General features: G+C 47.8%; 23 protein-coding genes. 21 read left to right on the forward strand and 2 right to left on the reverse strand.

The genetic code is table 11. From position 1 onward, the window contains the following. From cbiD to KIB08_RS00280, 10 genes are read left to right on the forward strand one after another with little or no spacing between them, the layout of a single operon-like run. Complete coding sequence (gene cbiD / locus KIB08_RS00235) at positions 1–1,110, forward strand: cobalt-precorrin-5B (C(1))-methyltransferase CbiD (RefSeq protein WP_303988214.1); 1,110 nt, start codon at positions 1–3, stop codon at positions 1,108–1,110. Next, the gene (gene cbiE / locus KIB08_RS00240) at positions 1,092–1,718 is read left to right on the forward strand and encodes a precorrin-6y C5,15-methyltransferase (decarboxylating) subunit CbiE (protein WP_303988216.1); all 627 of its coding nucleotides are present in this window, start codon (positions 1,092–1,094) and stop codon (positions 1,716–1,718) included. The genes cbiD and cbiE overlap by 19 nt, the downstream gene beginning before the upstream one ends. Next, positions 1,715–2,302, forward strand: coding sequence for a precorrin-6Y C5,15-methyltransferase (decarboxylating) subunit CbiT (gene cbiT / locus KIB08_RS00245; protein WP_303988218.1), 588 nt, complete (start codon positions 1,715–1,717; stop codon positions 2,300–2,302). The genes cbiE and cbiT overlap by 4 nt, the downstream gene beginning before the upstream one ends. After that, the gene (gene cobM / locus KIB08_RS00250) at positions 2,299–3,075 is read left to right on the forward strand and encodes a precorrin-4 C(11)-methyltransferase (RefSeq protein WP_303988220.1); all 777 of its coding nucleotides are present in this window, start codon (positions 2,299–2,301) and stop codon (positions 3,073–3,075) included. Before cbiT ends, cobM begins: the two co-directional genes overlap by 4 nt. Next, entirely contained in the window at positions 3,072–4,169 is a 1,098-nt protein-coding gene (locus KIB08_RS00255; RefSeq protein WP_303988222.1) for a cobalt-precorrin 5A hydrolase, read from the forward strand. Before cobM ends, KIB08_RS00255 begins: the two co-directional genes overlap by 4 nt. Beyond that, complete coding sequence (gene cobJ, locus KIB08_RS00260; protein ID WP_303988617.1) at positions 4,166–4,855, forward strand: precorrin-3B C(17)-methyltransferase; 690 nt, start codon at positions 4,166–4,168, stop codon at positions 4,853–4,855. The genes KIB08_RS00255 and cobJ overlap by 4 nt, the downstream gene beginning before the upstream one ends. Beyond that, positions 4,852–5,616 (forward strand): precorrin-6A reductase, encoded by a 765-nt coding sequence (gene cobK, locus KIB08_RS00265; RefSeq protein WP_303988224.1) that lies wholly within the window; start codon positions 4,852–4,854, stop codon positions 5,614–5,616. Before cobJ ends, cobK begins: the two co-directional genes overlap by 4 nt. Next, positions 5,616–6,275, forward strand: coding sequence for a precorrin-8X methylmutase (locus KIB08_RS00270; RefSeq protein ID WP_368487375.1), 660 nt, complete (start codon positions 5,616–5,618; stop codon positions 6,273–6,275). The genes cobK and KIB08_RS00270 overlap by 1 nt, the downstream gene beginning before the upstream one ends. A gap of 56 nt (positions 6,276–6,331) precedes the next feature. Then, on the forward strand, positions 6,332–7,300 hold the full coding sequence (locus KIB08_RS00275; protein WP_303988228.1) for a FecCD family ABC transporter permease: 969 nt from the start codon (positions 6,332–6,334) through the stop codon (positions 7,298–7,300). Continuing rightward, the gene (locus KIB08_RS00280) at positions 7,297–8,088 is read left to right on the forward strand and encodes an ABC transporter ATP-binding protein (protein WP_303988230.1); all 792 of its coding nucleotides are present in this window, start codon (positions 7,297–7,299) and stop codon (positions 8,086–8,088) included. Before KIB08_RS00275 ends, KIB08_RS00280 begins: the two co-directional genes overlap by 4 nt. A gap of 36 nt (positions 8,089–8,124) precedes the next feature. On the opposite strand, the gene KIB08_RS00285 is transcribed toward KIB08_RS00280, so the two are convergent. Together KIB08_RS00285 and KIB08_RS00290 are read right to left on the reverse strand one after the other, a co-directional pair. Beyond that, positions 8,125–9,060 (reverse strand): ABC transporter substrate-binding protein, encoded by a 936-nt coding sequence (locus KIB08_RS00285; RefSeq protein WP_303988232.1) that lies wholly within the window; start codon positions 9,058–9,060, stop codon positions 8,125–8,127. A 57-nt stretch (positions 9,061–9,117) separates the two neighbouring features. Beyond that, on the reverse strand, positions 9,118–10,161 hold the full coding sequence (locus tag KIB08_RS00290; RefSeq protein WP_303988234.1) for a sirohydrochlorin cobaltochelatase: 1,044 nt from the start codon (positions 10,159–10,161) through the stop codon (positions 9,118–9,120). Positions 10,162–10,452: 291 nt separating this feature from the next. Between KIB08_RS00290 and KIB08_RS00295 the strand changes: the two genes are divergently transcribed. The 11 genes from KIB08_RS00295 (at position 10,453) to cobO (ending at position 21,453) form a co-directional block, all read left to right on the forward strand. Continuing rightward, positions 10,453–10,776 (forward strand): hypothetical protein, encoded by a 324-nt coding sequence (locus KIB08_RS00295; protein WP_303988235.1) that lies wholly within the window; start codon positions 10,453–10,455, stop codon positions 10,774–10,776. A 739-nt stretch (positions 10,777–11,515) separates the two neighbouring features. Beyond that, positions 11,516–12,592, forward strand: a complete 1,077-nt coding sequence (locus tag KIB08_RS00300) for a radical SAM/SPASM domain-containing protein (RefSeq protein WP_052098439.1) — start codon at positions 11,516–11,518, stop codon at positions 12,590–12,592. Then, entirely contained in the window at positions 12,589–13,620 is a 1,032-nt protein-coding gene (locus KIB08_RS00305; protein ID WP_303988238.1) for an ATP-binding protein, read from the forward strand. The genes KIB08_RS00300 and KIB08_RS00305 overlap by 4 nt, the downstream gene beginning before the upstream one ends. Further along, on the forward strand, positions 13,617–15,521 hold the full coding sequence (locus tag KIB08_RS00310) for a VWA domain-containing protein (RefSeq protein WP_303988240.1): 1,905 nt from the start codon (positions 13,617–13,619) through the stop codon (positions 15,519–15,521). The genes KIB08_RS00305 and KIB08_RS00310 overlap by 4 nt, the downstream gene beginning before the upstream one ends. Before the next feature lie 391 nt (positions 15,522–15,912). Continuing rightward, positions 15,913–16,530 (forward strand): MotA/TolQ/ExbB proton channel family protein, encoded by a 618-nt coding sequence (locus tag KIB08_RS00315; protein WP_024048997.1) that lies wholly within the window; start codon positions 15,913–15,915, stop codon positions 16,528–16,530. Next, positions 16,520–16,951, forward strand: coding sequence for an ExbD/TolR family protein (locus KIB08_RS00320; protein WP_024048996.1), 432 nt, complete (start codon positions 16,520–16,522; stop codon positions 16,949–16,951). Before KIB08_RS00315 ends, KIB08_RS00320 begins: the two co-directional genes overlap by 11 nt. Next, a complete protein-coding gene (locus KIB08_RS00325) occupies positions 16,914–17,735 on the forward strand; it encodes an energy transducer TonB (RefSeq protein ID WP_303988244.1) in 822 nt (273 codons plus the stop codon). The genes KIB08_RS00320 and KIB08_RS00325 overlap by 38 nt, the downstream gene beginning before the upstream one ends. A gap of 215 nt (positions 17,736–17,950) precedes the next feature. Continuing rightward, entirely contained in the window at positions 17,951–18,808 is an 858-nt protein-coding gene (locus KIB08_RS00330) for a sirohydrochlorin cobaltochelatase (protein WP_303988246.1), read from the forward strand. 17 nt (positions 18,809–18,825) lie between these two features. Beyond that, positions 18,826–19,533: a precorrin-2 C(20)-methyltransferase gene (cobI, locus tag KIB08_RS00335; protein ID WP_303988248.1), complete on the forward strand. Its 708-nt coding sequence runs from the start codon at positions 18,826–18,828 to the stop codon at positions 19,531–19,533. Then, entirely contained in the window at positions 19,533–20,912 is a 1,380-nt protein-coding gene (locus KIB08_RS00340; RefSeq protein ID WP_303988250.1) for a cobyrinate a,c-diamide synthase, read from the forward strand. The genes cobI and KIB08_RS00340 overlap by 1 nt, the downstream gene beginning before the upstream one ends. Position 20,913: 1 nt before the next feature. After that, a complete protein-coding gene (gene cobO / locus KIB08_RS00345) occupies positions 20,914–21,453 on the forward strand; it encodes a cob(I)yrinic acid a,c-diamide adenosyltransferase (RefSeq protein WP_303988252.1) in 540 nt (179 codons plus the stop codon). Positions 21,454–21,462: the final 9 nt, after the last annotated feature.

The raw sequence follows: 21,462 nt of genomic DNA on the forward strand, positions 1-21,462 counted from the left end.
ATGATGGCAAAAAAAGAATTGCGGGAAGGATTCACTACCGGCACCAGTGCCACGGCTGCTTTAAAAGCGGCGGCATTGGCACTGCGTGGGGAATTTCCGAAGTTTGTTACAGTGGAGTCGCCCCAGCATCGAGCGTTGACGTTGCCGATTGAGAAAAGTGAAGTGAATGAGGGGATCGGTTCGGCAACCGTCATCAAAGATGCGGGTGACGACATGGATGTCACGCACGGCACACCGATTGTCGTTTCCCTTGAAGTAACACCCACACCCGGGATTGTTTTTATCGCGGGTGTGGGTGTAGGGACGGTGACACGACCGGGGTTGCAAATAAAAGTGGGAGATGCCGCGATAAATCCGGGACCGCGCTGGATGATGAAACGGGTTTATGAAGAGTTGGCGGATGAAGGTACCGGCTGGAAAGTGACTGTTTCCGTACCTGCCGGTGAAGCGTTGGCAAAGAAAACGTTGAATCCTGTTTTAGGAGTCATGGGCGGCATTTCTATTATTGGCACGTCTGGGATCGTTAAGCCGATGAGTGAAGAAGCCTATAAAAAGTCATTGATTCCTCAATTTGCCGTTTTGCGTGCCGCACATCAGCATTGGTGCGTAATGACGCCCGGCCGGATTGGCCATGATGCCGCTCGTAAAATTTATGATTTACCGGTTACCGACCTCGTTGAAACCAGCAACTTTATCGGCTTTATGCTGGAAGAAGCCGTGGATAGAGATATTCGAGAGATTATTTTGATCGGTCATTTGGGAAAATTGATCAAAGTTGCGTCAGGAAGTTTTCATACGCATAACCGTATGAGTGACGGACGCATGGAAACACTTGCAGCGTATGCCGCTTTGAATGGTGCGGATGCAGCAACGGTAAAAGAAATTCTTGCCTGCTCGACGACTGACGGAGCGGCAGAAATTATTCAGGCTAACGATCTCGAGGTCATTTATCCTCAACTTGCTGAACGTGCGCAGGTGCGAGCCCAACGTTTTGTGCATGAAGAAGCCAAAGTAGGCGTGATATTTGTGACAATGCAGGGTGAAATTTTGGCGCAAAGCAGTTTCGCCAAGGAATTTATGGAGGCTCAACCGTGGTTACGAAACTCGTAGTGGTCGGCATCGGTCCGGGATCTCCGGAGTATATGATTCCGGCTGCACAAAAAGAGATCGCTACTGCCGATGTCGTAGTGGGCGGTCGCCGAGCATTGGACACCCTGGCCTCAGAATGGCAACAGAAAATTCCCATTACGGGAAAACTTGGCGATTTGCAAGCCGAATTGGAACGACTTTCAGAACATCTTCACGTCGCAGTTTTAGTCAGTGGCGATCCCGGCTACTACAGCCTTTTAGGCTGGCTGAAGCGAACGTTTCCGGACGTTGCGATTGAGGTTATACCGGGTCTTTCCAGTGTGCAGGTCGCATTTGCACGCTTGGCGGAAACGTGGCAGGATGCCGATTGGTTGAGTTTTCACGGTCGCACACCGAGTGATGCTGAATTGGTGTATGAACCGGGACGAAAAGTGGCGTTTTTAACAGATCGGAAGCAATCCGGTGCTTTTATTTGCCGAGTGTTGATGTCTGCCGGCTGGCCTAAGGAAGCGCATGTGGCGATGCTGGAGCGGATCAGCTATGAAGACGAACGAAAACAGGAAGGAACGCTTGAAGAAGGGGCGGAATGGCCTGATTTTACGGAAGCGGTGGTGGTGGTACAAGGATGAGTTCAGTATTTGGTCTTGCGGATGAGAAATTTATTCGCGGTGATGTACCGATGACGAAAGCGGAGATTCGCGCGTTGGTTATGGTCAAGGCGGGGATTCAGCCGGAAGATACTGTCGTCGATATCGGTGCGGGAACGGGTTCGATCAGCATAGAGGCGGCGCTTGCTGCAACAAGGGGGAAAGTTTATGCGATTGAACGAAATCCCGAGGGTATCGAACTGATTCGCCGTAATGCGGAACAGTTTGGTTGCACGAACCTCGAAGTGATTCACGGGAAAGCGCCGGATGCTTTGCGTGATCTTCCGCCGATTGATGTCGCTATTATTGGAGGCTCGGGCGGACAATTGTCAGCCATTTTTTCCCGGTTGGAGGAGCTACTGATTGCGGGGGGGAGAGTTGTGGCCACGGCGGTGACCGCAGAAACGACAGCGCAGTTGCTTGCCATTTGCAAAGAAAAAAAGTGGCAATACAATGCCATACAAGTACAGATTAATCGGTTGCGTAAGGCGGGGCCGTACCATCTTTACCAACCGCTCAGCCCAATTTTAATTGTGCAGGCGCAACTGACGAAGGAGGAAGTATGACGCAAGTTTATTTTATTGGGGCAGGCCCCGGTGATCCGGAACTGATTACCATGAAAGGTCAGCGGCTTATCAGCGTGGCGGATGTTGTTATCTATGCAGGCTCGTTGGTGAATCCTGAAATTCTTACCTACTGTAAAGAAGACGCAACGATTTATAACAGCGCGCAGATGAACTTGGACGAAGTTCTTGATGTCACAAAAAAAGCTTGCGCGGAGGGTAAAATTGTGGCGCGCGTGCATACAGGAGATCCTGCCATTTACGGTGCGGTTCAAGAGCAAATGGATGCATTGAAACCGCTGGGAATTGAATACGAAGTGATTCCCGGCGTAAGTTCTTTTTTGGCCAGCGCGGCGGCGTTAAAGCAGGAGTATACGTTGCCGAATGTGTCGCAAACAGTGATCATCACTCGTCTGGAAGGACGTACGCCGATGCCGGAGAAGGAGCGCCTTTCGTACTTGGCGCAGCATCAGGCAACGATGTGCATTTTCCTTTCCGTACAAATGATGGATAACGTTGTCGAGCATCTTATCGAAGGCGGGTACAGCGAAGATACACCGGTGGCGATAGTGATTCGAGCCTCCTGGCCGGATCAAAAGATTTTGCGTGGGACCCTAGCAACGATCGCCGATCAGGTCCGCAAGGCCGGCGTTATCCGCCAGGCGATGATTATTGTCGGGCGAGTGCTGCAAAGTGACTACCATTTATCAAAACTTTATGACAGATCGTTCAGTCATATGTTCCGTGACGCGAAAGAGGACGTGCCGAAGTCATGAAGTGTGCGATCATATCCGTTTCTCAAGTCGGTGCCGACCTTGCAAGAATGATAGGCGCATCGTTGCAGGCAGATGTCGATCTCTATGAAAAAAAAGAGTACGCAAGCGGTGCCGAGGCGAAATACTTTACTCGCGTTATGGCGCTCACAACGGATATTTTTACGCGTTATGACTTAATTATCTACATCATGGCATTAGGGATCACGGTCCGCGCGATTGCGCCGCACGTGCAGCACAAAACCGTAGATCCTGCGATTCTTGGTGTGGATGAATTGGGAACATTTGTTATTTCGGTTCTTTCCGGACATTTGGGCGGCGCCAATGACTATGCGCGCGAAGTGGCAGAAATAATAGGCGCTACACCGGTGATTACCACAGCTACCGATGTGCACGGAAAAGTTGCGCCGGATGCGATAGCTCGTCATTTACAAGCCCGTGTGGAGCCGATTTCCGCCTTGAAAACGATCAATGGAGCGATTGCTCGCGGGGAAACGGTAGACTACTTCGTCGATGAGAGAATGCCGCTGGTAGCAGAGATAAAAAATATTCTGACGTCATTTGGCGTTGCGGCAAAACCGCTGGCAGAGCTTGCACAAACTGCGGCAGTAGGAGCTGTCGTCATTACCGATCGGACCGATGTAAGGCCCGCGTTGTCGCATCTGTATTTGCGACCGCCGACGTTGGTGGTCGGTATGGGGTGCCGAAAAGATACTCCGCAAGAGATACTTGCCGACGCACTATGCCAAGCGTGCGCGCAAATTGGACGCAGTCCGTTAGCGCTTGCAGGGATTGTTTCGACAACCGTGAAAGAACATGAAGCCGGTTTGCTTGTATTGGCGGAACAGTATCGGCGGCCGATTGCATTTTATCCGCCGGAAGCACTACTCAAAGTGGCGGAACAATATCATTTAGAGGAATCTTCCTTTGTAAAGAATACGATTGGAGTGGGAAATGTATGCGAAACAGCAGCCATTCTGAAGACCAAAAGGTCACAGCTGCTTTTACCGAAAACAAAATTTCAACGAACGACGGTGGCAATTGCCGAGGCTACATCGCTGTCGTGGGAATCGGGCCGGGACACGCCGCAGAATTGACGCCGCGCGCCCATGATGCGATTCGCGATGCGGAAATCGTTGTTGGATACCATACGTATATGAAGCTGATTGACGATCTGATTTCGGATAAAGAACAAGTCGGCACCGGCATGAAGCAAGAAGTTGATCGTTGCCAACGCGCGGTCGAACTTGCCAGTCAGGGAAAGCGTGTTGTTGTCGTTTCTTCCGGAGATCCCGGCGTATACGGTATGGCAGGACTTGTTTTGGAATTAATAGACAAACTCCCCGCACAAGCACATCCGGATTGTGAAATTATTCCGGGACTCACCGCCGGTAATACGGCAGGTGCGATTTTAGGGGCACCGCTAATGCACGACTATGCGGTGATCAGTTTGAGTGATCTTTTGACACCGTGGGATTTAATCAAAAAACGTGCACGTTTAGCGGGCGAAGGGGATTTTGTGATTGTCTTGTACAATCCTCGCAGTCGTGGCCGTGCGAAGCATTTAGATGAAATTTGTGATATTTTATTGAATATTAAAGATCCGCAAACGCCGGCCGGTATCGTTCGCAAAGCGGGACGAGCAGGGATGTCATATACGATTACAACATTAGCTGAATTGGCCGCGCAAGATGTGGATATGCAGTCGACAGTTATCATCGGTAATAGCCGTACATGTGTTAAAAACGGTCGAATGATTACGCCGCGCGGCTACGAATTATGATTTGGGTTATTGCCGGTACGCAAGACGGACGTGAATTGGCGGCAGAATTAAAACGCTACAGCGGTGAAAAGGTCATTGCAACGGTGATCAGTCAATATGGGAAATTGCTCGCTGCGCCGGGAGTTGATCAGGTGTTGGTAGGGCGACTCACCCAAAGCCAAATGGAAGAGTTGGTAGGTACATATCAAATTGACTGCATAGTAGATGCCAGTCATCCGTATGCGGCGATTGTTTCGCAAATGGCGCAGGCAGCAGCCAAAGCTACAAACATTCGGTATTTGCGATATGAGCGCCCTGAAGTACCGCTCCCTGATTACGCTCGTTTGTATCATGCGAAAGATGAATATGAAGCGGCTGAGCTTGCTGCATCGCTTGGAAAACGCATTTATCTGACGACCGGTTCTAAAACATTGCCTGTTTTTATGCAGTCAAAAGCACTTTCCGGCAAAGAAATATGGGTTCGTGTTTTGCCTACGCCGGAAGTTGTTGCACAATGTAAAGACCTGGGCTTAACGCCCAAGTATATCGTGGCGATACAAGGGCCGTTTTCATTGGCCATGAATCGAGCGATGTTTACTGATACGCAAGCAGATGTCATTGTAATGAAAAATAGTGGGCTCGTTGGCGGTACCGATACCAAACTCACGGCTGCGATGGAGACAGGAGCGGCCATTGTGGTCATCGATCGGCCGATCAACCGGTCTGAATATCCTGTTTTGACATCGGTTAAAGACGTTATTAAGGCATGGGAGGAATTATGATGGAGTACGTAAAACAGCCGAAGGAAATTGAAGATAAAAGCATGAAAATTATTCGTCCCTATTTAGAAGGTATGGATTTGAGTGAAGAGGAGATTGCGGTCTACTCACGAACCATTCATGCTTCGGGGGATGTGGAATATTCCAAACTGGTCACTACGAGTCAGGATGCCGTTGCCGCAGGTCTCAACGCTTTGAAAAATGGTGCGGATATTTACTGTGATGTTGAAATGGTCCGCACAGGTATAAATAAAAAAGCACTTGCGCAGCTGGGGGGCGAAGTGTTTTGCCAGGTTTCCGCACCGGAGATCGCTGAAGCGGCTAAAGCGGAAGGGATTACTCGTTCGATTGCAGCAATGCGCGCGTACGGAAAGCGATTGGATGGAAATATTGTCGCGATCGGCAATGCGCCGACTGCATTGTATGAAGTATTGCGTTTATGCTCGGAAGAAAATATTCGTCCGGCACTGATCGTCGGTATTCCGGTGGGTTTTGTCGGCGCCGCGGAGTCGAAAGAAGCTTTGGTGGAGCAGGCGCCGGTTCCTTTTGTGACCGTTCGCGGGAATAAAGGTGGAAGCCCGATTGCTGCCTCCGTGATTAATGCGTTATTGTATTTATTGGTACAGCGCACGCAAATGCTGTACATTGAACCGAATAAATAATTCTTATGATGAATGTAAAAGCTGCAGACGCTACCGATAAACGTGGAGAACGTTTCATGTGGCGATGGATTGTGCTGATAACATTGGCTGTGATCTTGGTAGCGGCGCTGATCGGAAGCCTTGCTTTTGGCGCAACGCCGATTGATCTTTCCCGCATTTTGGAAATCTTGGGAGGAGATCGCAGCGGCACATCGGGACCCATTATTTGGAATATCCGTTTTCCGCGGAATTTGGTTGGGGCATTAGTCGGAGCCAATTTGGCAGTAGCCGGCGCTATTTTGCAAGCCGTTATGAAAAATCCGCTTGCCGATCCGGGTATTGTCGGGGTGTCGAGCGGTGCAGGTTTGGCCGGTGTCGTTATGCTGGTGTTGTTTCCGCATCTTACATATCTTGTCACGCCCATTGCCTTTTTTGGCGCTATGGGATCGGCTTTGTTTGTTTATGCGTTAGCCTGGAAAAACGGGATTCGTCCGTTGCGGATTATTTTAGCCGGTGTTGCCGTCAATGCTTTTTTGGGCAGCGGTATTTCAGCATTGCTGATTTTTTACGGTGACCGAGTCCAAGGCGCGTTGTTGTGGATGGTCGGCGGTTTATCCGCTCGCAGCTGGCCGCAAGTGGAACTACTTGTACCGTATACGATCCTCGGTATTCTCATTGCACTTGCGGGTGCAAAACAGCTGAATATTTTAAGTTTGGGTGATGAAACCGCGCGTTCACTTGGTATGCGCGTCGAACGCGTACGCTTTTTTATGACAGGTGTAGCCGCTTTGCTTGCCGCTGCCGCTGTCAGTATCTCCGGATTGATCGGTTTTGTCGGCTTGGTAGTACCACATATGGTACGCCTTTTAATCGGCAGCGATCATCGTTTTCTATTGCCGGGATCGGTACTCGGCGGTGCTGCTGTGATGGTACTTTCTGATACGTTGGGGCGTGTCGCCTTTGCACCGATTGAAGTACCGGTAGGAATTATTATGGCATTTCTCGGAGCGCCTTTCTTTTTATACTTGCTGAGGAGGGGCGAATGAGTATTATTAAAGTAGATAATGTGGCGGTGTCCTTTGGCGGCCACAACGTCATTCGCGATATCAGCTACACAGTGGAGCGCGGCGAGATTTTGACGATTCTCGGCGCGAATGGTTGTGGGAAGTCTACATTGTTACGTGCTATGCTTGGTATTCAGAAGCGTGACCAGGGAAATGTCGCCTATTCGGAACAAGCGCTGGAAGAATTCAGCCCGGCGGAGCTCGCACGTAAAGTCGCTTTTTTGCCGCAGTCAGCTACGCCGCCGGGCGATATGACGGTGGAAGAATGGGTTGGGTGTGGACGCTATCCATATCAGGCGTGGTGGAAGCCGCAAAGTGATTATGATCGTAAAATTGTGCAGGAAGCGCTGCAGAATACTCGTGTATGGCACTTGAAAGATCGTAATATTCAGTCACTGTCCGGCGGTGAACGCCAGCGAGCACGAATCGCGATGGCGTTGGCACAGGAGCCGGAGATTATTATGCTGGATGAGCCGACTACCTATCTTGATTTGAGCCATCAGCTGGAAGTCATGGAACTTTTGCAACGCATCAATCGTAGCAATGAAGTAACGGTAGTCATGGTATTGCATGATGTCAATCATGCCGCCAAATATTCGCACCGTCTGCTTGTATTGGGACAGGGGGGAATTTATGCGTGGGGTGCACCGCAAGCCGTTTTGACGGAAAAATTAATGCGAGATGTGTATGGAGTAGAAGCGGAAATTGCTGATCGCGATGGAAGTCCCTATTGTTATGTAGACGGCTTAACTCGTTTTTCAGTGCAATAAAAAAGAGTGCTCATAAATGAGCACTCTTTTTTATTATTATTTTTTCAACTCGGGATATGCTTTTTCCAGTAAGCTTCGCATTGCATCAGGGGTTTTGATGCCGGGATTGAGAAGATACAATTCGCTGGGCAAATAAAATACCTTACCTTTTTGTACCGCTTGCAACTGATTCCAAGCGGGGTTGCTGGTCATTTCTTCTGCCATACGGGCTGTAATTTGCTCCATTTTGCCCATGGTAACAATAAAGATAACATCAGGATTATCGGCCGTAAGTACCTCCAAGCTGTAAGGAACTGTTTTCGCATCTGCAGGAAGAGGTTTTTCGGCAAGCACATTTTGCATGCCGAGTTTGTTAGTCATGGATGCGGTAATAGAAAGAGGTGTCTCTGCGGTCACATCTTTACCGGTAGCACGAAGGATAGCAACACGCAGCGGCTTTTGCTGATGACCAAGGGCAACTACTTCCTGCATCCTTTTTTCATAATCCCTAATAACTGATTTTGCCTTATCCTTGTTTCCTGCCACACTTCCTAAAAACTCTAAAAGCGGAGCATTGTCATCGATTCCTTCGTAGTTGAGAAGCAGGTAGGGAACGTGATTGGCTTCGAGAATGGATTCCAATTTTTTGTGCTGTTGTGAAAGTCCAAGCACTAAGTCCGGTTTATTGGCAATCAAAGCTTCTGAATTGATATGGGAAACGTGCCCAATTTCAGGAACATTTTGTGCGGCCTCCGGTAACTCATTATTTGAAGTCGGACGCGCGACAACAGTGCCACCGACGGCATAGTACATGTTTAATAAAGAATCAGAAAGTGTAACAACTCGTTTGGGACGCTCTTGCAGAGTGATAGATTGATCTTTAAATTGATAAGTCTGTGTACCGCTTTGTGTGGCATCTGTCGATGTAGATTTACAGCCTACACAAAGTAATAAGCAACAGAATAAGGTCAAAACTTTAATCATTGATTTCATTATTTACCTCCAATAATAAATGCGCCCTGCGATGAGGGCGCATTTATTATATCATACTCAGCTCTTTTTGGAATGCATCGGCGTGTAAGGAACCTTTGCTTCTTTCGTGTCTAACGCTTGTACCGCTTCGCGGGCGCGTTCTACAAACAAGTCCTGGATTTTTGGATTTTCACCCAAGCCGCGAATGTAAGTGTTTACTTTAAAACCTTCTTTTTGCAAAATCATTTTGTGGCTGTCAGGTTCGTCACCCGCCATGTCGTTATTGGCATGATCACCGGCGACCATCATGATCGGCATCAAGGTTACTTTTTGAATTTTATTGGCTTTAAGATGCGGAATCACGTCATCAAGGTTAGGACGGCCTTCTACCGAATAAACGTAAGCGTTTTTCATGTCCATCATTTCTAGGCGGTCCTGAATGACGGAGTAAAACGCGTTACCCGGATGCGGGGTACCGTGTGCCATCAAAAGTACCGCTTCGTTTTTCTGCATATGTTGCGGTAATTGATATTTAAGCGCATTTAGAAAATCATTGATTTGGTCCGGCTGGTCTTCCTGACCCATGTAGTACATAACCGGTGTTGCTACAGCGATTTTTTTGAAGTGTTTCTGTTGGAGATTAGCCGCTTCTACACTGTAATCATATTCGATCCCCGGGATAATATTGAAAGGAACGATAGCAATGCGATTGTAGCCGTCTTTTTTCAAGTTATCAAAGGCCTGTTCAGGGGTGTAATATTGAATCCCTTCGATCTTCATGATGCGGTCAATAATGATGTGGCTCGTGAAAGCGACACGCACTTCTTTGTGTGGAAAAGCTTGCTTGATTTTATTTACTACGGCGTCAATCGTTTTGGCGCGAGTATCTTTAAAAGTAGTACCGAAGCTGGTAATTAAAATCGCATCTTTGTTTTGCAGATTCTGCATGGCTGTGTTTTCGCGCACTTTTACACCAATTTCGGTGGCAGTAAGCAAGGCAGGGGTCGGCTGTCTTACTTCAGTGCTTAATTCATATGCTGCATTTACGCCGAAACTGCCGAATCCTGTCAGAATCGCAGCACAAAATGTAGCCGCCATAAATCGTTTCCATTGTTTGTTCATTTGAATGGCTCCTTTGTATTGATATTTAAAAACAAAACTTTCGCGGGGAGGCACCTTCACCTCCTACAAAAACTGATGTTCCCCGGGTACCAGTTTTAAGTGCACCGCATAATCTTTAATTAACATCATGATAATCTCTCCCAAAACAGTTGTCAACATTTTTGAATAATTATATTATAAATATAAATATGGATTCTCAATACTCGACTAGGTATATATTGAAATAGTTTATCGAAAACATCTCTTTATGCAAGTAAATATGTTATAATGCGCGCATAAGGAGGGAAATATATGGCGATTGATCTCGAACGACGTTCCACTGCGGATAAAGGATATTCAGACTCGCTTTATGAAGTACATTTTGTACCCGTAACGGAACGCGCTGAGTATCAGGAAGGGCCGATTGCAAAGGCTCTCAATGAACTGCAAGCAAAAATGGGGAAGAAAGATTTTGAAACATACATCGATTCATTACTGCGCATTAATTATGATGGGGAACGATTGCTTTTAATTACTCGTCGAGAAATAAATCGGACGATGTTGGAAGGAAAGTTTCGTAAAGATATTGCCGATGCTTTTGGTACACAGCAAATTCGAGTAGTCAGCCAGGCCTGATTGCTGCCGCATTTACATATGCACTCATTTTTTAAATAAAAATCATTGCACAGCCGTTGAGCTTGTTTGAGGGGCGTTGCCGGTTCCTATAAACATGTATTTGTCGAAACTCAATTCTTCTTCCAAGATAGGTTGCTTTGGAGGAAAGTAATAAGGCTGTCGTGAAATATAAAAGCTCTCTGCAGTGGCAGAGAGCTTTTTGCGTAGGAACAGTCGGTAGTGCTGGTATGTTCGACTATTACATATCTGCGCAGCTGTTTTGGGAGCCGACACGGTATCATTGACCGGCGCAGTGTTGGAATGAGTGAATTCGTAAACCTGTTGCAGATCCGGGGATTGTCGCTACTTGGTCGGAGCGGTGGTATTATAGCGGCGTTTGTTTTTGTAAACGATATTTATGCAGTGACTGACGGGTGGTTTACGATGATTGCTGTGTAATTGGACAGCCTGACGGAGTCTGCGGTATGAATATTTGGAGTAATCGCATTAGCTTTCCGGGAGTGGCCGGAGCCGGTTCGGTAAATGCAGAAATGCACGGTATTTTATTATAATGTATTGCCGTCAAAGAACGATGATTTGCTAAAATGTATTTTGTCGAGAACAAAAAGAGCGTATTATGATAACGAGGCTCAAATAATTGCGGAGGAGTGAAGTGCAGTTTTGAAAGAGTTCGTTGGTTCTTTTGTTTTGCCGCCGCCAGACGCAATTCTGCGCGTATGCGATGCGCATGAGGACCTCCGTGCAAAAGAAAAAGGGGAAGTGGTGTTATTTGACTCCGGAATTTGTAATTCTGGCGTTAACCGGAGCCTGCAATTTTAAATGCCGTTACTGTTATGCAGCGAATCAAGCACTTGTCAAACTGCCTCATGCCGCCATTCGTTGGGCATTGGATATGGCCGCGGCTAACGGAAAAGCGGTGACTGTACAATTAACCGGAGGAGAGCCTTTGTTGGCTTTTGACCGATTGTGCTACGCTGTCGAGTATGCCGCCGAAAAAAATTACCATATCAAGTGGCAGATCCAGACAAATGCCAGCCTGATTACGCCGGACGTCGCGGAATATTTTGCGAAGCACAAAATCGGCATCGGTGTGAGCTTGGATGGGGACGTAGCACGTAATAATGCGGCTCGAATTTATCCTGACGGTACAGGTACAGCACACCATATCATGCGCGGGCTATCCATTTTACGTGATGCCGGTCTGGGCGTAGGCATTACCTGTGTAGTGGGTCGGCATAATATCCGGCATTTAGATTCGTTAATCCCCATGGCCTATTATGCAGGGAATGTATTTCGCATCGGCTTTGATATTTTACGGCCGCAGGGGCGGGCGAGCGTATCCGATACCGTTACCGGCGACGAAATGCAGGCTGCTTTGGTTAAAGTGCTTCAGAAAGCGGATTGGTTTTATCGAAAAACAGGTAAAAAAATTACCTTTTCCCACAGTGAACGAATTCGCCTATTGATAGATGGAAAATTGGCTCCGTTTGGTCATTGTTATGCCCTTACCAATCGTGCATTATATGTGGATCCGAGCGGTGACTGCTATGCCTGTGCCTCCTTGTCCGGCCAGCCGGAGTTTCGCTTGGGCTCTTATAAAGAAGAAATTCAGACCGAATGTCTGCAAACCGTTCATGAACGTCTCGAAGAGCTGCTTGAGCAATGTCGTGAATGCGATTACTTGAAAGTTTGCGGTGGCGGGTGTTATGCTCGCTGGGTCAAAAGCAAACAAGCGCAGGAAGCGGAATGTGTATTAAAGAAAGTATTTATTCATCGAGAGCAGAAAGATATTATTCACAAAGGAGTTGTCGTATGAAACGTCAAAACTACCCATTTACTGCTATTGTAGGTCAGGAACGCATGAAAAAAGCGTTGCTTTTAAATGCCATTAATCCTGCGATCGGCGGAGTTCTTATTAAAGGAGAAAAAGGCACGGCAAAATCTACTGCAGTTCGTGCATTGGCCGATGTTTTGCCGCCGATTGATGCGGTAAAAGATTGCCAGTTCCGTTGTGATCCGGAAGAACCTGGGCTTTTCTGCAGTGACTGTATGGAACGACAGGCTGCGGGCGAAACTCTTGCCACCTATGAAACACGCATGAAAGTAGTTGAATTGCCGGTCAACGCGACGGAAGATCGTGTCGTTGGCACATTGGATTTAGAACATGCTATTTCGCAAGGCAAAAAGAAATTTGAGCCGGGCATTTTGGCAGATGCGAATCGAAATATTTTATATGTGGATGAAATCAATCTGCTGGATGATCATGTTGTTGACGTATTGTTGGATGCCGCCGCAATGGGGGTTAATACCGTAGAACGCGAAGGCGTTTCCATGTCGCACCCTGCTAAATTTGTCTTAATCGGTACGATGAACCCCGAAGAAGGTGATATACGTCCGCAACTATTGGATCGCTTCGGGCTTTCCGTTGAAGTTGTTGGCGAACACGATGCGCAGCAACGTGTAGAGGTTATTAAACGTCGCCTGGCGTATGAAGCGGATCCGGAAAAATTTGCGGAAGAATACGCGGAAGAACAAAAACAATTGGAGAAAAAAATTCACCGTGCCCGTGTGCTCCTGCCTACTGTTCAAATTCCTGATGAGGCGTTGGCAAAAACGGCGGAACTTTCCGTGGCGTTAGACGTGGATGGTCATCGCGCCGATATTACAATGCTTAAAACCGCCATGACGATCGCCGCTTTTGACGGTCGCAGCGAAGTGACATTGGCGGATTTGAAGGCAGCGGCGGAACTTGTTTTGCCGCACCGTATGCGCCGTAAACCGTTTGAAGAAACCGGCATCGATTTTACCGTGATTGATCAGGTTTTAAACGGCCAAGCGTCATGAGCTATCCGTATATCTATCCGTTTGTTGCCGTGGTCGGTCAGGATGATGTAAAAGAAGCTATTCTCCTGGCTTTAGTCAATCCGAAGATCGGAGGTCTGCTGATTTCCGGAACCAAGGCGACAGCAAAAAGCACACTGCTGCGTTCCGCAATGGCACTAACTGAGCAGACTTTGGTGGAATTACCGCTTTCCGCAACGGAAGACCGCGTCTTCGGTCATATTGACTTGGAAAAAACGCTAGCCGATGGTAAACGTATATTTTTACCCGGTTTGCTTGCCAAAGCGGATCAACAAATTTTATACATCGATGAAATCAATCTTTTGCGGCGAGACCTTTTAGCGGCGATTTTGCAGGTTCATGAGACGCATGAAAACAAAATCGAACGCGAAGGACTTTCCTATTCGCATCCTACCGACTTCATGCTGGTCGGTACGATGAACCCCCAAGAAGGAACGTTGAGCGATGCGCTTTTGGATCGGTTCGGGATGTTTGTCAATGCGCAGGCGGAAACCGATCCTGCCAAACGACAGGAGATTGTTCGTCGCGTTTTAGCGTACGAAAAAGATCGCGTCGCCTTTGTAAAACGCTATGCAGAAGAAACCGAAAAGTTGCGCAAAAAAGTACTAACGGCACAAGCCATCATTCCAGAGATGGAGGTGCCGGCGCCAATGCTGCAGTTGGCGGCTGTGTATAGTGAAAATGCGTGGCTTGCCGGTCATCGCGGGGACATTATTTTACTCGAAGCGACGAAAGCGGTAGCGGCTCTTGCCGGCCGCAATTTCTTGATTCCCGATGACATGGAACGAGCGGCGTATTTTGTGTTACCGCATCGTATGCATCAACCCGAACATGCACCGCAGGAACAGCCGGAGCAACAACCGCCGCCACCGCCGGATCAACCTGAGGATTCTGCGGATCTACCGCCGCAGAATGATGCACAAGAATTACCGCCGCCTCCATCCAATCTACCGGAAGATAACGACTTTGATACAAATGATGACGACTCCCAGGAAGCCGATATGCCGCCGAATCCACAAATGCCGCTGCCGCCGGAAACTTGGGAAGATATCAATAAAGCGTTTTCGGCGTTACAGCTGCAAGTCACGATGAATGTGGATCGTTTTAAGCGTAAAGGTTCGGGAAAACGGCAACGAACGAAGACAGATTTAAAACAGGGGCGCTACATTCGTGCCGTGCCGATGGCTCACGAAGTTACCGACCTTGCACTGGATGCGACCATTCGTGCTGCTGCGCCGTACCAAAAGCAACGGGAAAAGCATGGCTTGGCCATTGCTCTCGAAAAGGATGACTTACGTCAGAAAGTGCGCGAAAAACGCACCGGAACCGTGTTTTTGTTTTGTGTGGATGCGTCGGGGTCGATGGGGGCAAGGCATCGCATGGGAGCGGTAAAAGGAGCCATTTACGGCCTTTTACAAGAAGCCTATCAAAAGCGTGATCGCATAGGTCTGATAACATTTCGGCGCAATACGGCGGAACTTCTATTGCCCGTGACGCGCAGCATTGATTTGGCACAAAAAGCTCTGAAGGAATTACCTACGGGCGGTAAAACACCGTTGGCGGCGGCCCTTGAAATGTCGCTTGCCGTGCTTGCACAATTGAAATTTCAAGATCCGGAAGTACGACCGGTATTTCTTTTAGTGACTGACGGCCGTGCAACTTCTTCGCTCTCGGGCGGTAACCCGGTGGACGAGGCGATCGAACTGGGAGAAAAGTTGCGTCGTACCGGAGCAGCCATGGTGGTAATCGATACCGAAACCGATTTCATCAGCATGGGGATCGCTAAGAAATTGGCCTCTTCCATGGGGGCGACCTATTATCACGTCAAAGATTTGTCAGATGAAAAGGTATTACGCATTGTCCAAGATCACTACCAACATTAAGAATGCGAAAAAGCAACACATTTATTAAGAGGTTGCTTTTTCGCGTTTTTATTTACAGATGACTCAAGGGACTGTAAAAAGTTTGTGGTGATAGGGAATACAATCTACTGATTCTGAACTTGTTGAACTTTTAGATTGTATTGAGCTGAATAACCGGGAGTTGTGTTGGCGACGGACATCTTATTCATACGAACCGGAGTTTTAAAGATGAAGGGGCCATTCAATACTTGCACGAAATCCGCAACAGTTCAGGTTCATTGCAAGAAAATGATGGGAATGCATTTACATCAATCGTTAACTATGGTATTTTGATATTGTGATTTATTATAAACCTCGTGAGTTTATATTTTGAAAATTCTCATCATAAAATGAGAAAAGGAAGGAGAAAAGTATGAGTGAAGCACTTCATTTATTTAATGCAGGCGGCTTGGTAATGTATCCGTTGCTACTGTGTTCGATTTTAGTCATTGCAATCGGGATTGAGCGATTTCGTTATTACCAAAAAGCAGAATCGGACATCTCGAAATTAGTCGAAGAAATTCCGGTCCTGCTGCATCAAAACGATCTTAGCGGTTTGAAGCAGATCTTGGATGAGGATGGCGGATTCCCGGCGATGGCGATTCGTGACGCAGTAGGGCATCTTCATACCGGCGCCAGCCAAACTGCCGTTGTCGAAGGCAGCGCCGCCCATGGCGCATCTTTATTGCGCAACTATTTAAATTATTTGGATGTCATCGTTACAATGTCTCCGCTATTGGGATTATTGGGCACAGTGACCGGGATGATTAATTCGTTCAGCATTTTATCCGTTTCTGAAGGGCAGCCTTTTGCTATCACTGCCGGTGTCGGGGAAGCACTGGTAGCAACGGCAACCGGGTTGTTGGTGGCCATCTTGGCTCTGGTTGTGCATACGTATTTGGCACACCGTTTGGATAATCTTGTTTCCGATATGGAGCGTTTAGCATCTGTTTACCTGGCCCATGTGGACGGTGAGGCAAATGAAGCTTAGAGAAATGCGGGTAAGCAAGCAACCGAAGCTGATGATTATCCCGATGATTGATATCATCTTTTTCTTGCTTGTGTTTTTTATGATGAGTATGCTTACCATGGTAGTTCAAAAATCAGTGGATTTGTCCTTGCCCAAGACACAATCCGCTAAAGTGAGTATGGAAACTACCGTGCCGATCAGTATAAAAAAAGACGGTACGATTTACTTTGAACAGGAACCAATACATGCAGAGGACTTGCGGCGACGCATTGAAGTAGAAAAAGCCAGAAATCCACAACTGGCGATTTTGGTGCGCGCGGATGCGGAATCGCAATACAATAATTTTATGTATGTTTTGGATCAGGTAAAGCTGTCAGGCATTTCGCGCATCGGTATCGCTACCGATGGGGCGAAATCGGCGCCGGCTGCGCCGCAACCTTGAGGTTGTTATGTATTATGGTGAAAATGAGGGCTGGGGCAAGCCTATAACAGGATCTCTTCTGGCGCATGCTATTGTTTTTGCTTTATTCGGAGTTGCGATTCACTTTGCACCAACACCGGAACACGTATCTCTCGATCCCGTGGTAGTCGAGATTTATGACCCGGGTGGCGGTGGTGGCGGCGGCTCCGATATTGCCGCACAGAACACGTCGACATTTCCGGATGATTTAGATGAATACGATGATTGGGAAAGCACAGAAGAAAGTATTGATGAAAACGTAGAAGCGCCAATTCATGATGCTTACGCATCGACGCCGGAACAATCCCCGGCAAAGCCGATGCGAAAACATCGTGTTCGACGTTCACGATCCGGCTCCGGCACAGGTCAGGGAACCGGACATGGATCGGGCATAGGTAGCGGTATCGGTTCCGGGAGAGGATCCGGCATCGGTTCAGGGACCGGATCAGGCACAGGATCCGGTGTGGGCTCGAATACTGCTCCGCCTACAAGCCCATCCATACTTTCCGCTCCCGACCCGAAGTATCCGGAATCCGCCCGTGGAGCCAATATTGAAGGCACCGTAGGTGTAGAATTGGTAATTGGAGCGCAAGGATCCGTAACGAGCGCATGGGTAGCCGAATCATCAGGAAATGCAGCGCTGGATCAGGCAGCAGTGGATGCCGTATATCGATGGCGCTTTGCGCCCGGGACGGTTAACGGATCCCCGGTCGAAACACGATCTCGTGTGCGTGTAAGCTTTGGCTTGAAACAACATTCACGCTAAGAAACTGTAATTCGCATCGCTTGTACGACAATGGTATTATATGGATTGGTAATATACACATTATACGGCGTCAAAACCATCCTGCCTGTCTAATGCCGGAAGTCAGTACGACATTAATTATGATGTACTTTAAGCCAGCAGAGCTGCCGATTCGGAAAGCATTAATGAAGCAACACAATGGAAATAAGGGACAGAGCAGAATATTTGGGAGGGACATGATGAATGATAAAGCGATTGTGCTGACGAGTTTTGGTACGACGCTAACAGACGAACGTAGACGCACGCTGAAACATATGCAGAACTTGACTCAAAAAGCATATCCGGATTGGGACGTATACATCGCCTTTACAAGTCGGATTGTCATCGACCGAATCTCGAAACAAGAGGGAGAAAAATTTTACAGTGAACGTGCCATGTTTTACCACTTGGCATCGGAAGGATATCGCGAGGTAGCATATCAGCCTTTGCATATTATTCCGGGGGCAGAATACTCGAAAGTAATGCAACTTGTGTACAAATGGAAAGCAGACCTTGTTTTTAGACGTTTGGTGATCGGTCGACCCTTATTGTATTTTATCGGTCAGGGGGACGAACGGCCGGATGACTATCAATTGCTTTTGGATAGTTTAAAGGAGGCGATTCCCTCCGCACCACAGGAAGGCCTTTTGCTATTGGCGCATGGGACGAATCATCCTGCGCAGGCGGTGTATTCAGCGTTGCAACTCAAGGCGAATCATTTGGGCTACGATAATGTCTGGATAGGGACGCTGGAGGGATTTCCCGAATGGCGCGAAGCGGCAAAGCAAATGCGTTTTGCGGGAATTCGTAAAATTCATGTTAAACCTCTCTTTTTCCATGCGGGTGAACACGTAAGTGTGGACATATTCAGCAAAGAAGAAGAAAGTGTTGTTCAAAAGTTGTCAGAATACGGTTTTATTGTCGAAGAGGATTGGCAGTCTTTGGGACAAATCGAAGATATCCTTAAGCTATATATGCAGCACTTGGATGATGCAATCAGTGAACGGTATCGAGGTCGCTCACACGGGCGACCGGCGATTCCTTCTATTATTTAAAATTTGTGGGGGTTAGTATGCAAACAGGAACATTATATGGGATTGGTGTGGGACCCGGGGATTCAGAGTTTCTAACAGTCAAAGCGGTACGGACACTGGAGCATGTCGACGTGATTATCGTTCCGAAAACGGAGAAAAAAACCGATTCGGTTGCCTACCAAATTGCTAAGCCTTTTATCAAAGAATTAACGGAAGTTATCCCTATCGTTTTTCCGATGGTTCCTGACATGACAGTTCAGGAAAGAGCCTGGGAGGAAAATCGTAAAATTATTTCCGGATTGTTGGCTGAAGGTAAAGATATAGCATTTTTAACTCTCGGTGATCCGATGTTGTATAGCACCTATATGTACATTTTTAGAGCATTGAAGAAAACGGAATACCCCATCGAAACCATTCCGGGCATCCCGGCTTTTTTGGCGATTGCTTCTCATATCGGACGGACGGTCGGCGATCAGGAAGACGTTATTACCATTTTACCCGGTACTGCGGATGCAGAAAAATTGGAACGTGTCATTGCGGTCAGCGACAGTTTAGTTATTATGAAAGTTTATAAAACTTGGCCGATAATTAAAAAACTGATGGAAAAATACAATTTGATCGATGATGCGATTATGATTTCGCGTGCGGGTCTGCCAGATGAGGTCGTATATCGTGATTTGCGTGCCTTGCCGGAAGATGCGAAGCTGAATTATTTATCGACGATTTTAGCGAAGCGGAGTCACTAATGGCAACCTTTCGCCGACCACGATTGGTGATAGCCGGGACGAATAGCGGCGTAGGGAAAACGACGATCGTAACGGGACTACTCGCGGCATTGACGCAGTCCGGACATGCTGTTCAGCCATTTAAAGTAGGGCCGGATTACATTGACCCCGGCTTTCATGCGCTGGCGTCCGGGCGGGATTCATATAACCTTGATACTTGGTTGGTACCGGAGGAAAAACTGTCGGAAAATTTTACGCGGTTAAGTGAGGGCGCAGAACTTTCGATCATTGAAGGAGTCATGGGCCTATACGATGGAGGCTCTGCCGGTATCAGTAGTACGGCTGCTATCGCGAAACGCTTGCAGGCGCCGGTCATATTGGTTATTAATGTGCAGTCGATGGGACAAAGTGCCGGTGCTATTGCGCTTGGGTATAAAAATTATGACCCGGACGTTCGGTTGGCAGGCGTAATCGTTAATCGTGTCGGCTCACCGAAACATGCCGAAATGGTTCGGGAAAGCATTGAACAGCTGGGGATTCCGGTCTTAGGTATTATTCATCGTAATGATTTGCTCCAAACGCCGGAACGGCACTTGGGGTTGACACCGGTGACGGAAACCGACCCGACTTCTGTGATTCAGCAGATGGCGAAGGTCATGCAGGAATCCATTGATCTGGATCGTTTGCGCGCCGCGGCTGAACAAGCACCGGATCTTAGTATCGAATCGCGACAGGAGCTTGACGAACCGATAAAGGTAAGAATTGCCGTAGCGCATGACGCGGCATTTTCTTTTTATTATCCGACCAGCTTGCAATATTTGGAGCGGTTGGGGGCCGAATTAGTTTATTTCAGCCCGTTAACTGACAAAGAATTGCCGCCAAATATCGACGGAATCATTTTGGGCGGCGGTTTCCCGGAAATGTTTTTGGATGCATTGAGCCAAAACCGGGAGATGCTTATAAAAATGAAGCAAGCGGCTGAGGCTGGTATGCCGATCTACGCGGAATGCGGGGGGGTGATGTACCTTTGCGAAAGCGTGACGGATTTTGCCGGTACCCGATACCCGTTGACGGGTATCGTACCTGCAACGACGCAAATGGAAAAGAAGCTGCAACGCGTCGGCTATGTGACGGCGACCGCACAACAGGACAGCATTATCGCGATAAAAGGAGCGACTCTACGCGGGCATGAGTTTCACTTCTCAACGTTACTTCCGAAGAACGACGAAATGTATCCATGGGCATACGAATTGATCGGTAGTCGCAATGTCACACCGCATAAGGAAGGGTATGTTTCACACAATGTATTGGCATCGTACTTGCATTTGGCGTGGGATGGCTCTCCGGAAGCGGCGCGACGCTTCTTGACTATTTGTCATGACTATCGGCAAGGGAGATAAAATGGATAAAGGCTTAGTATTGGTAAATACCGGCAACGGTAAAGGCAAAACTACCGCCGCATTGGGACTTGCTTTGCGAGCAGTGGGAAACGGCCAAAAGGTGCTGATATTGCAATTTATCAAAGGCGCTTGGAAGTACGGCGAACTCAGTGCATTGGAACGATTGTCACCGGATGTGGAAGTTCATCCTTTAGGAAACGGTTTCGTACGTCATAATAAAAAAGACGGCGGTCAGAAAGAGTTTCAACAGCATCAGGAAAAAGCACGTGCTGCGTGGGAGACGGTCAAAAATGAAGTGATGTCGGATCAATGGGACCTGGTTATTTTGGATGAAGTTAATTACGCGGTGGATTTCGGTCTGTTGCAGGTGGAAGATGTTGTCGATTTAATAAAAAAACGTCCGGAACGATTGAACATTGTTTTGACGGGGCGCAATGCGCGTCCGGAAGTCATTGCTGTCGCCGATACGGTAACTGAAATGAAACCGATCAAGCATGCATTTGAGAAAGGTGTTCGCGCACGTCGGGGTATTGAATTTTAAAAAATTAAT

The organism is Negativicoccus succinicivorans (assembly GCF_018372215.1).
Classification (GTDB): Bacteria; Bacillota; Negativicutes; order Veillonellales; family Negativicoccaceae; genus Negativicoccus.

What these genes read in the sequence shown, in the direction of transcription:
- cobO (WP_303988252.1), top strand. Translation starts at nt 20,914, where the DNA reads ATGGATAAAGGCTTAGTATTGGTAAATACCGGCAACGGTAAAGGCAAA.
- KIB08_RS00290 (WP_303988234.1), bottom strand. Translation starts at nt 10,161, where the DNA reads ATGAACAAACAATGGAAACGATTTATGGCGGCTACATTTTGTGCTGCG.
- KIB08_RS00275 (WP_303988228.1), top strand. Translation starts at nt 6,332, where the DNA reads ATGTGGCGATGGATTGTGCTGATAACATTGGCTGTGATCTTGGTAGCG.
- KIB08_RS00340 (WP_303988250.1), top strand. Translation starts at nt 19,533, where the DNA reads ATGGCAACCTTTCGCCGACCACGATTGGTGATAGCCGGGACGAATAGC.
- cobM (WP_303988220.1), top strand. Translation starts at nt 2,299, where the DNA reads ATGACGCAAGTTTATTTTATTGGGGCAGGCCCCGGTGATCCGGAACTG.
- cbiT (WP_303988218.1), top strand. Translation starts at nt 1,715, where the DNA reads ATGAGTTCAGTATTTGGTCTTGCGGATGAGAAATTTATTCGCGGTGAT.
- KIB08_RS00270 (WP_368487375.1), top strand. Translation starts at nt 5,616, where the DNA reads ATGGAGTACGTAAAACAGCCGAAGGAAATTGAAGATAAAAGCATGAAA.
- KIB08_RS00305 (WP_303988238.1), top strand. Translation starts at nt 12,589, where the DNA reads ATGAAACGTCAAAACTACCCATTTACTGCTATTGTAGGTCAGGAACGC.
- KIB08_RS00330 (WP_303988246.1), top strand. Translation starts at nt 17,951, where the DNA reads ATGATGAATGATAAAGCGATTGTGCTGACGAGTTTTGGTACGACGCTA.
- KIB08_RS00310 (WP_303988240.1), top strand. Translation starts at nt 13,617, where the DNA reads ATGAGCTATCCGTATATCTATCCGTTTGTTGCCGTGGTCGGTCAGGAT.
- cbiD (WP_303988214.1), top strand. Translation starts at nt 1, where the DNA reads ATGATGGCAAAAAAAGAATTGCGGGAAGGATTCACTACCGGCACCAGT.
- KIB08_RS00280 (WP_303988230.1), top strand. Translation starts at nt 7,297, where the DNA reads ATGAGTATTATTAAAGTAGATAATGTGGCGGTGTCCTTTGGCGGCCAC.
- KIB08_RS00320 (WP_024048996.1), top strand. Translation starts at nt 16,520, where the DNA reads ATGAAGCTTAGAGAAATGCGGGTAAGCAAGCAACCGAAGCTGATGATT.
- cobI (WP_303988248.1), top strand. Translation starts at nt 18,826, where the DNA reads ATGCAAACAGGAACATTATATGGGATTGGTGTGGGACCCGGGGATTCA.
- cobK (WP_303988224.1), top strand. Translation starts at nt 4,852, where the DNA reads ATGATTTGGGTTATTGCCGGTACGCAAGACGGACGTGAATTGGCGGCA.
- KIB08_RS00255 (WP_303988222.1), top strand. Translation starts at nt 3,072, where the DNA reads ATGAAGTGTGCGATCATATCCGTTTCTCAAGTCGGTGCCGACCTTGCA.
- KIB08_RS00285 (WP_303988232.1), bottom strand. Translation starts at nt 9,060, where the DNA reads ATGAAATCAATGATTAAAGTTTTGACCTTATTCTGTTGCTTATTACTT.
- KIB08_RS00315 (WP_024048997.1), top strand. Translation starts at nt 15,913, where the DNA reads ATGAGTGAAGCACTTCATTTATTTAATGCAGGCGGCTTGGTAATGTAT.
- KIB08_RS00295 (WP_303988235.1), top strand. Translation starts at nt 10,453, where the DNA reads ATGGCGATTGATCTCGAACGACGTTCCACTGCGGATAAAGGATATTCA.
- KIB08_RS00325 (WP_303988244.1), top strand. Translation starts at nt 16,914, where the DNA reads ATGGGGCGAAATCGGCGCCGGCTGCGCCGCAACCTTGAGGTTGTTATG.